The organism is Mycolicibacterium sp. HS_4_1, from assembly GCF_054515875.1.
Window position 1 is genome coordinate 143,029 of the sequence record NZ_CM137261.1, and the last position, 11,594, is coordinate 154,622.

Consider the following 11,594-nt stretch of genomic DNA (forward strand, 5'->3'; position numbering starts at 1 on the left):
CGAGAGACGTGCGCCGTCAGTTCAGGGTCAGCGGACGCATGCGCGGGATCGACGGAATGCGCTCCTCGATATGCTCGGCGGCATGCCGATCGTGAGCAAGACCGTCGAGGTGGCCGCACCAGCAACGCACATCCTGGGGATCGTGGCCGACTTCGAGGCCTACCCGCAGTGGAACGAAGAGGTCACCGGCTGCTGGATCCTGCACCGCTACGACGACGGTCGTCCCAGCCAGCTCCGGCTGGACACCAAGATTCAGGGCATGGACGGCTCGTACATCCAGGCGGTCTACTACCCGGGCGACGGTCAGATCCAGACCGTCATGCAGCAGGGCAACCTGTTCTCCAAGCAGGAGCAGCTGTTCTCGGTGGTCGATCTCGGGGCGAGTGCCCTGCTGACCGTCGACATGGATGTCGAGGTCGACATGCCGGGCATCCCGTCGATGATGGTCAAGAAGGTCGTCAATGACGCACTCGATCACCTGGCCGGAAACCTCAAGACGCGCGCCGAGCAGCTCTCGGCCAGCTAGCTAGCCCGAGGGCCATAGCCCGAGTTCGTCGAGGCGGTCGGTCAACCGCTCGGCGGCGTCGTCGAACTGGCGGCGGGTTTGCCGGACGACCTCATCGATGTCCTTGTCCCGCAACGCCGCAACCAGTGCCCGGTGATTGGCGACGGCCGCGGCGCCCCACTCCGGGTCGGCGGCGTAGATGCGCACTGGTAGGTACCGCGCCGCATGGAGTAGGAACCACGCCAGTTTGGTTCGGCCGGCGGCGCGGTTGAACTCGCGGTGAAACAGGAACTCCGCCAGGGCGATTGCGTCGACATCACCCGCGGCGACGGCATCGGCGAGCTCGTCGGTGAGCCTGCCGAGTTCGGCGATCACGGGCTCGGTGATGCGCCGGGCCGCGTTCGCCGCGATCTCGGTGGCGATGGTGGCCTGCAGCCAGAAGACGTCGGCGATGTCGTCGCGCGTGAACGCGGCCACCACGTGACCACGGTTGGGTTCGAGTTGGACCATGCCCTCGCCGCGCAGGGTGCGTAGCGCCTCGCGGACCGGCGTGATGCTCACGCCGAGCGCGTCAGCGGTCTCGTCGAGCCGGACGAAGGTGCCCGGACGCAAACTGCCCGACATGATGGCCGCCCGGAGATGGGCCGCCACCTCGTCGGACAGCTGTTCCCGCCGGCGGGCCCGCTGGGGGCCGGGTAGCGGTTTGGCCGAGGCGTTCACGGCAGTCCTTCTTCTGGGCAGGCAGGGCGACCCCGGCGGTTGTCCGGCTGGTGCCGGCGTCTTATTGTGACGGCGGCAACACTATATTTGATCAAATATCAGCATCGCTTGTCGTGGTCACGTCAATTCCGCCGCGATGCCGATCGAGACGCAGGAGCAGACCGTGTCATCCGCAGCACTCGAGCAGCCCTATCTGGCTCGTCGGCAGAACTGGACCACCCACCTCGCCCGCCACGCCCTCATGCAGCCGGAGGCCACCGCGATGCGGTTCGTGGGCCAGACCGTCACGTGGGGTGAGCTGCAGCGTCGGGTCACGAAACTCGCGGGAGCGCTGAGCCGTCGAGGGGTCGGCTTCGGCGACCGCGTGCTCATCCTGATGCTGAACCGTACCGAATATGTCGAGGCGTTCCTGGCCGCCAACCTGCTCGGCGCCATTGCGGTGCCGGTCAACTTCCGTATGACGCCGCCCGAGATCGCCTACCTGGTCCGGGACTGTGACCCGAAGGCCGTGATCACCGAGCAGGTGCTGGCCCCGGTAGCCACCGCGGTGCGGGAGCTGGAACCGTCGCTGGGCACAGTGATCGTCGCCGGCGGCGCAACCGAGGGCGACGTGCTCGGTTACGAGGATGTGCTCGCCGAGGAAGGAGCGCCACCCGCGCCTGTCGATATCCCCGAGGACTCGCCGGCGCTGATCATGTACACCTCAGGCACTACCGGGTACCCCAAGGGTGCCGTGCTCACGCACGTCAACATCATGGGTCAGGGCATGACCAACCTGTTCACCATCGCGCCAGACATCAACAACGACGTCGGCTTCATCGGCGTCCCCTTCTTCCACATCGCCGGCATCGGCAACATGATCGGCGGCCTGCTGCTGGGTCTGCCGACGGTCATCTACCCGCTAGGCGCGTTCGACCCCGGCGCCCTGCTCGACGTGCTGGAGGCCGAGGGCGTCTCCTCGATCTTCCTGGTTCCGGCCCAGTGGCAGGCGGTGTGCGCAGCACAGCAGGCCAAGCCCCGCAACGTGAAACTGCGTGTGTTGTCGTGGGGCGCGGCGCCCGCGTCGGACACTCTTCTGAGGGAGATGGCGGCGACGTTCCCCGGCACGCAGATCTTTGCTGCGTTCGGTCAGACCGAGATGTCGCCGGTGACGTGCATGCTGTTGAGCCAGGACGCGCTGCGCAAGCTCGGATCGGTCGGACGGGTGATCCCGACCGTGTCCGCGCGCGTGGTCGACGACAACATGAACGACGTGCCTGTCGGCGAGGTCGGGGAGATCGTCTACCGTGCACCCACCCTCATGGCGGGATATTGGAACAACCCGAAAGCGACGGCCGAGGCATTCGCCGGCGGTTGGTTCCATTCCGGCGACTTGGTTCGCCAGGACGATGAGGGTTACATCTGGGTCGTCGACCGTAAAAAGGACATGATTATTTCCGGCGGCGAAAATATTTACTGTGCAGAGGTAGAGAACATTCTGGCCGCGCACCCGTCAATTACCGAAGTCGCGGTGATCGGACGCCCCCATGAAAAGTGGGGTGAGGTGCCCGTCGCGGTCGTCGCGGTGACGCCGAACGCGCACGTCGAATGCGAAAGTGCCCTGACGCTGGCGGATCTCGATGATTTCCTGACCGAACGACTGGCGCGGTACAAGCACCCCAAGGCACTCGAAATCGTCGACGCGCTTCCGCGAAATCCTTCTGGCAAGGTACTTAAAACGGAACTACGCGAGCGGTTCGGTGATACAAGTGTGTCGTAAGCGTGGCAAGTGACGACGCGCTGAGAAATTCCACCACCTGAGCGGAGGGCGGATGGGCCCATGTCGCGTTTGCTGAAACTGAACGCAATTATCCCTCAGTTGGGTCACGGGGTACGCGGTGTATCGGGTACTCTCCTGTGGTCCGTCTTACTACTCGGGAGTAGCGAGACAGAAATCACTCAGTTTGTGCTAGGGGCTAAGGAGGGGGCGTGCCACGCGTGAAGCCGCGGAACGGCCGTTTTCCGGAAGGGAAGGCTGATCAGTGACAGCCTCGGACAACACCTTGGTCAGTTATCTCAAGGACCAGTTGGACAAGCCATTCACCAAGATCGGTGGCTTCGTCAAGATGTGCATCCTCACCTTCAAGGCGCTGGTCTCGCGGCCCTTCCAGTGGAAGGAGTTCGTCCTTCAGAGCTGGTTCCTGATCCGGGTGGCCTTCCTGCCCACGCTGGCGGTCTCCATCCCGCTGACGGTGCTGATCATCTTCACGCTGAACATCCTGCTCGCGGAGTTCGGCGCGGCTGACGTCTCCGGCGCCGGCGCGGCCCTGGGTGCTGTCACCCAGCTGGGCCCGCTGGTGACGGTGCTCGTGGTTGCCGGCGCGGGGTCGACGGCCATCTGCGCCGACCTCGGCGCCCGGACGGTCCGTGAAGAGATCGACGCCATGGAGGTGCTGGGCATCGACCCGATCGAGCGCCTGGTGGTGCCACGCGTGGTGGCCTCCACGTTCGTCGCCTTCATGCTCAACGGCGCGGTGATCATCATCGGCCTGGTCGGTGGCTACTTCTTCGGTGTCTACATCCAGAACGTCAACGCCGGCGCCTACGTCTCGACGCTGACGCTGCTGACGGGCTTCCCCGAGGTCGTGATCTCGGTGCTCAAGGCCACCATCTTCGGCCTGATCGCTGGGCTGGTCGGTTGTTACCGCGGGCTCACCGTGGCAGGCGGCTCCAAGGGTGTCGGCACCGCGGTGAACGAAACGCTGGTGCTCTGTGTCATCGCGCTGTTCGGGGTGAACGTCGTGCTCACCACGATCGGCGTCAAGTTCGGAACGCAGGCCGGGTGACGGAATGAGTACATCGACAGTTCTCCGGGGGCGGTTCCCCCGGGCGTTCTCCAAGGTCGCCGAAATCGGTGCTGCGCCGGCGAGGATGTTCGACAGCCTCGGTCACGTCGCGGTCTTCGTCGTCTCGGCGGTCGGGCACATCCCGCACGCGTTCCGCTACTACCGCAAAGAGGTACTGCGGCTCATCGCCGAGGTCGGCATGGGCACGGGCGCCATGGCCGTCATCGGCGGCACGGTGGCCATCATCGGCTTCGTCACCCTGGCCGCCGGCTCACTGATCGCCATCCAGGGTTTCGCGTCCCTGGGCAACATCGGTGTCGCGGCCTTTACTGGCTTCTTCGCCGCCCTGGCCAATATTCGCGTCGTCGCCCCGGTCGTGACCGGTCAGGCCCTGGCCGCGACGGTCGGCGCCGGTGCCACCGCCGAGCTCGGCGCCATGCGCATCAGTGAAGAGGTCGACGCCCTCGAGGTCATGGGCGTCAAGTCCCTGTCCTTCCTGGTGTCGACCCGGTTGATCGCGGGCATGGTCGTCATCATCCCGCTGTACGCGATGGCCATCCTGCTGTCGTTCCTGTCGGCTCAGCTGGTGACCACTCTGTTCTACGGACAGTCGGTCGGTACCTACGAGCACTACTTCCACACGTTCCTGCGCGTCGACGACGTCATGTGGTCGTTCCTCGAGGTCATCATCATGTCGGTGGTCGTCCTCCTCAACCACGCCTACTTCGGTTACTACGCCAGCGGCGGCGCCGTCGGTGTGGGCGAGGCGGTGGGCCGCTCGATGCGTACGTCACTGATCGCGATCGTCACGGTCGTTCTGCTCTTCTCGTTGGCGCTGTATGGCACCGACCCGAACTTCAACCTGACGGTGTGACCCGATGACGAATCCACAGCCGCTGCCGCCGGTCGCCGATGGGCAGGTGCGCGCGCCGCTCAACAAGGACCGGACCCCGCCCTACAAGATCGCCGGCGTGATCATGGCGATCGTCACCGCCGTGGTGCTGAGCCTGACCTGGGCCCAGTTCCGTGGGTATTTCGACACCAAGGCCCAGCTCTACGTGCTGACCCCGCGGTCGGGTCTGTCCATGGATCCCGGCTCGAAGGCCACCTACAACGGCGTGCCCATCGGCCGCGTCAAGGAAATTCAGGTCGTCGGGCATCAGGGCCAGACGCCCGAGGCCAAGCTGGTCCTGAACGTCGACCCGCAGTACCTGGGCCTGCTGCCCAAGAACGTCGACGTGAAGCTGCTGGCCACCACGGCCTTCGGCAACAAGTACGTCTCGTTCACCTCACCGCCGAGCCCGGCGCTGCAGCGCCTGCGGGGTGGCGACACCATCGACGTGTCCAAGTGCTCCCCGCCGACGCCGCCGACCGCGTGCGTCACGACGGAGTTCAACACGTTGTTCGAGACCATCACGGCGATCTCCGAGCAGGTCGACCCGATCAAGCTGAACCAGACGCTGACGGCGGCCGCCCAGGCCCTCGACGGGCTGGGGGAGAAGTTCGGTCAGGCGTTGGTCAACGGCAACACCATTCTGGCCGACCTGAATCAGCGGATGCCGACCTTCCGGCACGACACCAAGGCGCTGGCCGACCTGACCGAGGTCTACGCGAAGGCGTCGCCGGACCTGTGGGACGGGCTCAAGAATGCCGTGACCACCGAGCGCACCCTGAACGATCAGCGCGGCAACATCGATCAGGCGCTGATGTCGGCGGTCGGGTTCGGCAACACCGGCGGTGACATCCTCGAGCGCGGCGGCCCGTACCTGGTCCGCGGTGCGCAGGACCTGCTGCCGACCTCGGCACTGCTGGACAAATACGCCCCCGAGCTCGACTGCTTGTTCCGCGGGTTCGCCGCCGGTGCGCCGGCCGCGGCCAAGGGCTTGGGCGGCAACGGCTTCTCGCTGGTCACCCACACCGAGCTCGTCGGCGCGGCCAACCAGTACGTCTACCCGGACAACCTCCCGCGGATCAACGCCTCCGGCGGTCCGATGGGCCGCCCGGGTTGCTGGACGGTCACCAAGGACATCCTCCCGATGCCGTACATGGTGATGGACACTGGCGCGTCGATCGCGCCGTACAACCACTTCGGTCTCGGTTCGCCGTTCGCGTCCGAATACGTCTGGGGTCGTCAAGACGGGGAGAACACGATCAACCCATGAGCATCAAGGGCACGGCGATCAAACTCGCCATCTTCTCCGCGGTCCTGCTGGCGTTCACGGCAGGCATCTTCATCGTGTTCGGTCAGTTCCGGTTCAGCCGGAACAACGACTACTACGCGATCTTCGACAACACGAGCGGCCTCAAGGCCGACCAGTTCGTGCGTGCCTTCGGCGTCGAGGTCGGCAAGGTCACCGATGTCGAACTGATCCCCGGCGGCAAGGTGCGGGTGCACTTCAACGTCGACAAGTCGGTTCCGCTGTACCAGCAGACCTCGGCGCACATCCGCTACCTGGATCTGCTCGGTAACCGGTTCCTGGACCTGCGGCGGGGTGAGAGCAACCAGATCCTGCCGCCCGGCGGCACCATCCCGATCGAGCGCACCGAGCCCGCGCTTGACCTCGACGCGCTGGTCGGTGGCTTCCGGCCGTTGTTCCGTTCGCTGGATCCGCAGAAGGTCAACACCATCGCCTCGTCGATCGTGACGATCTTCCAGGGCGAGGGCGGGACCATCAACAACATCCTCGATCAGACCGCGCAGTTCAGCTCGACCATCGGGGAGCAGGACCAGGCCATCGGTGAGGTGATCAAGAACCTCAACACGGTCCTCGACACCACGGTCAAGCACCAGAAGCAGTTCGACGACACGCTCAAGAACTTCGAGGCGCTGGTGACCGGGCTGAAGAACCGCGCTGACCCGATCGCCGACTCGGTGGCCAACATCAGCAATGCCGCCAACTCCCTCGGTGACTTGCTGGGCGACAACCGCCCGTTGCTGCACGACACCCTCGGCTACGTGGAGACCACGCAGCAGTCATTGGTCGACCAGAAGGAGCAGCTGAACGACACCCTGCAGAAGGTCCCGCAGGCGCTGAAGATTCTGGGCCGCGCAGGTGGTGTCTACGGTGACTTCTTCAACTTCTACGTCTGTGACGTCGAGGTGAAGATGAACGGTTTGCAGCCGGGCGGTCCGGTGCGCACGGTCAAGCTCTTCAACCAGCCGTCGGGAAGGTGCACGCCGAAGTGAGGACCATAGAAGGATCCGACCGGGTCCGCAGAGGCGCAATGGGCCTCGCTGTCGTCGCGCTGGTGACGGCGGTCGGAGCGTCCGTCACGAACGTGCCCATGCTCTTCGCGTCCCCGACGTACTACGGCCAGTTCAGCGATACCGGCGGCCTCATGGTGGGCGACTTCGTCCGCATCGACGGTGTGAACGTCGGCCAGGTCAAGTCCATGGACATCGATCGCGACAAGGTGATCATCGGCTTCCAGATCGGCACCAACACCATCGGCTCGGACAGCCGCGCGCTGATCAAGACCGAGACCATCCTGGGTCGCAAGGCCATCGAGATCGAGCCCAAGGGCACCCACAAGCTGCCGGCAAGGGGCACCCTGCCGCTGGGGCAGACGTCCACGCCGTACCAGATCTACGACGCGATCTTCGATGTCACGCGGGCCTCGCAGGGCTGGGACACCAAGACGATCAAGGACTCGCTGAACGTGCTGTCCGAGACCGCCGACCAGACCTCGCCGCACCTGAGCGCCGCGCTCGAAGGGGTGCAAAAGCTCTCGGAGACCATCGGCAAGCGTGACGACCAGGTCCGGTCGCTGTTGGCCAACGCCAACAAGATCGCCACGGTCCTCAGCGACCGCAGTGGTCAGGTGAACGCGCTGCTCGTCAACGCCCAGACGCTGCTGCACGCCCTGAACCAGCGCGGTGAGGCCATCGGCCTGCTGCTGGAGCGGATCTCGAAGGTGTCGCACCAACTCCAGGCGACCATCGACGAGAACCCCAACATCAACCACGTGCTGGAGCAGCTCAAGACCATCGGCGACATCCTCGTCGCGCGCAGGCAGGACCTGGCCGACACGCTGGTGTCGGCGGGCAAGTTCGTGGCTTCGCTGTCGGAGGCCATCGCATCGGGCCCGTACTTCAAGGTCATGGTCGAGAACATCCTGCCGCCGCAGCTGATGCAGCCGTTCGTGGACGCCGCGTTCAAGAAGCGCGGGCTGAACCCCCAAGACTTCTGGCGCAGCGCCGGTCTGCCCGAGGCGCAGTGGCCGGATCCCAACGGCACGCGCTTCGCGAACGGTGCACCGCCGCCGGCTCCGCCGAAGCTTGAAGGCACGCCGGAGCACCCCGGCCCCGCGGTACCTCCCGGCTCGCCGTGCTCGTACACCCCGGGGGCCGGCGCAGACCCGTCGCCGGCCGATCCGCTGCCGTGCTCGCACCTCAGCGTCGGTCCGTTCGGTGGCCCCGGCTACGCGCCGCCGGATGTCGTCTCCTCGGCGCCGAACCCGGCCGGTGTGCCCACCGGCCCGGGTGTGCCGTCGGCCGCCTTCCCGGGACAGCCGGCCGAGAACGTGCCCGGTACGCCGGTGCCGTTGCCGCCCGCTCCCGTTGGTGCCCGGACGGTTCCGCTGACGCCGCAGCCCGGTGACAACGACATCGCTCCCGGATTCGCTCCGATCCCCGGGCCGCTGATCGCTCCGCCGGCGCCGCCAGGGCCGGGTCCCAACGCCGGACCGGCCGGTACCGCGCCGTTGCCGGGTAACCCGCCGTTCCTCCCGCCAGGGTCGCAAGGATAGGGCCGCCACGATGTCGACTGTTTTCAACATCCGGAATATCAAGAAGCCGAACCTGTCCAAGGGGACGCTCATCGGTGGTGCCCTTGCGCTCGTGGCGATCGTGCTCGTCGGGTTCTTCGGGCTGCAGCTGTACCGCAAGCTGACCACCACGACGGTGACGGCGTACTTCCCTGAGGTGCTGGCGCTGTACCCCGGCGACAAGGTCCTCATCATGGGCGTCGAGGTCGGGGCCATCGACACCCTCGAGACGTCGCCCGACGGGAAGATGAAGGTCGTCTTCCACTACTCGAGCAAGTACAAGGTGCCGCAGAACGCGTCCGCCTCGGTGCTGAACCCGAGTCTGGTGGCGTCGCGCGTGATCCAGTTGTCGCCGCCGTACACCGGCGGACCGGCGATGAAAGACGGTGCCGTCATCCCGATCGAGCGGACCCAGATCCCGATCGAGTACGACGAGCTGCGCAACCAGCTGACTCGCATCCTCGCCGAGCTGGGTCCCACCAAGGAACAGCCCAAGGGACCGTTCGGCGACATCATCGAGTCGTTCGCCAACGGCTTCGAGGGCAAGGGCGCGCAGATCAACAAGACCCTCAAGGGGTTGTCTGATGCGGTGAACACTCTGAACCAGGGCCGCGGCGACTTCATCCAGGTGATCAAGAGCCTGGCGGTGTTCGTCAACGCCCTGCACAAGAGTGACCAGCAGTTCGTCTCGCTGAACAACGACCTGGCCTCGTTCACCAATAAGTTCACCAACACCGATCAGGAACTGGCGAGCGCGCTCAAGGACCTGAACAAGGTGATGGCCACGACCCGCAGCTTCCTGGACAAGAACGGCAGCGTTCTCGCCCACGACATCAACGATGTCTCCGAGGCGACGACGGCCGTCGTGCAGCCGGAGGCGCGCGACGGTCTGGAGCGGGCGTTGCACGCCTACCCGAACTTCCTGGCCAACCTGGAGAACATCTACTCGCCGGCCACCGGCGGTCTGGTCTCCGCACCCGTGCTGCCGGGTGTCACGAACTTCTCGAACCCGCTGCAGTTCATCTGCAGCTCGATCCAGGCCGGCAGCCGGTTGGGCTACCAGGACTCCGCTGAACTGTGCGCGCAGTACCTGGCGCCGGTCATGGACGCGATCAAGTTCAACTACCTGCCGTTCGGCATCAACATGGCGACCACCGCCATGACGCTGCCGAAGCTGGTCACCTACTCGGAGCCGCGCCTGCAGCCCCCGGGCGGGTTCAAGGACACCACTGTGCCGGGTGTGTTCTCGCGTGACACCCCGTGGTCGCACGGTCAGCACGAGGCAGGCTGGGTCACCGCGCCGGGTATGCAGGGGCTGAAGGTCGGGCAGTCGACCCAGGACCTGCTGACCCCGGAGTCGTTGGCCGAGCTCATGGGTGGGCCGGACATCATTCCGCCGACCGGTGGCGTCAACATGGCCGGTCCGCCGGATGCCTACAACGAGAGCAGCCCGCTGCCGCCGCCGTGGTACCCGCAGCCAGGACCGGTTTCGCCGCCGCGACCGGGCAATGACCCGAGTCCGATGAGTGCCATGGCACCCGGGCCCGCCCCGGGACCGGCGCCGGCGCCGGCCGGACCCGCACTTCCTGCTGAAGTTGGAGGCCAGTGATGACCGGGTCGATCGATCCGAAATCGCGGAGCTGGGCGCGTAACGCCCGCCGGGTCGGCGTGTTGGCTGCCGCGGCGCTGATCCTCAGCTCCTGCGGTTGGCGCGGCATCGCCAACGTGCCGCTGCCCGGTGGACCGGGCACGGTGGACGGCAACTGGACGGTCTACATCCAGATGTCGGACACGTTGGGCCTCAACGCCAACAGCCGCGTCCGGGTGGCCGACGTGTTCGTCGGCCGGGTGCGTGCGATTGCCCTGAAGAACTGGGTTCCCACTCTGACGGTCGATCTGAACCCGGGTATTCACTTGCCCCGCAACGTGTTTGCCAGGGTCGGCCAGACGAGCCTCCTGGGCTCGCAGCACGTCGAGCTGGACCAGCCGGCCCATCCCGACGCGCAGCCCCTGCGCAACGGCGACACCATCACCCTCGAGAACTCGAAGCCGTTCCCGACCATCGAGACGACGCTGGCCGGTATCTCCGGCATCCTGACCGGCGGTGGTGTGCCGAACATCGAGAAGATCCAGTCCGAGGTCTACAACATCCTCAACGGGCGCGCCGATCAGATCAAAGAGTTCCTGCACCGGTTGGACACCTTCACCGACGAGCTCAACCAGCAGCGCGACGACATCACGCGGGCCATCCGGTCGAGTGACACGCTGCTGAAGGTCGTGGCGGACCGCAACGACACCCTGGACCGGGTGCTCACCGAGACGCCGCCGCTGATCGAGCACTTCAACAAGACCCAGGACCTGTTCACCAACGCGGTGCTGGCGCTGGGCCGGTTGTCGAAGGCCGCCGACACGACGCTGTCGAACAGCAACGCCAACCTCCACACCAACCTGGCGACGCTGCAGCGGGCGCTCAAACAGATTGCCAAGACGTCACCGAACCTGGTGCCGGCCATGAAGCTGCTGTTCACGCTGCCGTTCCCGATCGACAACATCCCGAAGGTCATCCGTGGCGACTACATGAACATCTCGCTGCACCTGGACCTGACGCTGAGTGCCGTCGACAACGGCATCCTGACCGGCACGGGTCTGTCGGGTATGGCCCGCGCGCTGGAGCAGTCGTGGGGCCGCGATCCGGCGACGATGATCCCGGATGTCCGATTCACCCCGAACCCGGCCACCGCGCCGGGCGGGCCGCGAGTGGAAAGGGGGGAGTGACC

Annotated in this window: 10 protein-coding genes; 9 read left to right on the forward strand and 1 reads right to left on the reverse strand. The window is 65.8% G+C overall.

The window, feature by feature from the left end; all coding sequences use genetic code 11:
• The first annotated feature begins 82 nt into the window (after positions 1-82).
• The gene (locus ACX12F_RS00635) at positions 83-526 is read left to right on the forward strand and encodes an SRPBCC family protein (RefSeq protein WP_459367809.1); all 444 of its coding nucleotides are present in this window, start codon (positions 83-85) and stop codon (positions 524-526) included.
• Here ACX12F_RS00635 and ACX12F_RS00640 read toward each other — a convergent pair whose 3' ends face one another.
• Complete coding sequence (locus tag ACX12F_RS00640) at positions 527-1,225, reverse strand: GntR family transcriptional regulator (protein WP_459367810.1); 699 nt, start codon at positions 1,223-1,225, stop codon at positions 527-529. It lies immediately after the preceding gene.
• Positions 1,226-1,361: 136 nt separating this feature from the next.
• On the opposite strand from ACX12F_RS00640, the gene fadD5 reads away from it, so the two are divergent.
• From fadD5 to ACX12F_RS00680, 8 genes are all read left to right on the forward strand, one after another.
• Positions 1,362-2,984 (forward strand): fatty-acid--CoA ligase FadD5, encoded by a 1,623-nt coding sequence (gene fadD5, locus ACX12F_RS00645; RefSeq protein WP_459367811.1) that lies wholly within the window; start codon positions 1,362-1,364, stop codon positions 2,982-2,984.
• 262 nt (positions 2,985-3,246) lie between these two features.
• Complete coding sequence (locus ACX12F_RS00650) at positions 3,247-4,050, forward strand: MlaE family ABC transporter permease (RefSeq protein ID WP_459367812.1); 804 nt, start codon at positions 3,247-3,249, stop codon at positions 4,048-4,050.
• A gap of 4 nt (positions 4,051-4,054) precedes the next feature.
• On the forward strand, positions 4,055-4,924 hold the full coding sequence (locus tag ACX12F_RS00655; protein WP_459367813.1) for an MlaE family ABC transporter permease: 870 nt from the start codon (positions 4,055-4,057) through the stop codon (positions 4,922-4,924).
• Positions 4,925-4,928: 4 nt separating this feature from the next.
• The gene (locus ACX12F_RS00660) at positions 4,929-6,212 is read left to right on the forward strand and encodes an MCE family protein (RefSeq protein WP_459367814.1); all 1,284 of its coding nucleotides are present in this window, start codon (positions 4,929-4,931) and stop codon (positions 6,210-6,212) included.
• Entirely contained in the window at positions 6,209-7,237 is a 1,029-nt protein-coding gene (locus ACX12F_RS00665) for a virulence factor Mce family protein (protein WP_459367815.1), read from the forward strand. The genes ACX12F_RS00660 and ACX12F_RS00665 overlap by 4 nt, the downstream gene beginning before the upstream one ends.
• Positions 7,234-8,799 carry an MCE family protein gene (locus ACX12F_RS00670; protein WP_459367816.1) on the forward strand — a complete coding sequence of 522 codons (1,566 nt, stop codon included), beginning with the start codon at positions 7,234-7,236 and terminating at the stop codon, positions 8,797-8,799. The genes ACX12F_RS00665 and ACX12F_RS00670 overlap by 4 nt, the downstream gene beginning before the upstream one ends.
• A gap of 10 nt (positions 8,800-8,809) precedes the next feature.
• Positions 8,810-10,426, forward strand: coding sequence for a virulence factor Mce family protein (locus tag ACX12F_RS00675; protein WP_459367817.1), 1,617 nt, complete (start codon positions 8,810-8,812; stop codon positions 10,424-10,426).
• Positions 10,426-11,592 carry a virulence factor Mce family protein gene (locus ACX12F_RS00680; protein WP_459367818.1) on the forward strand — a complete coding sequence of 389 codons (1,167 nt, stop codon included), beginning with the start codon at positions 10,426-10,428 and terminating at the stop codon, positions 11,590-11,592. Before ACX12F_RS00675 ends, ACX12F_RS00680 begins: the two co-directional genes overlap by 1 nt.
• Positions 11,593-11,594: the final 2 nt, after the last annotated feature.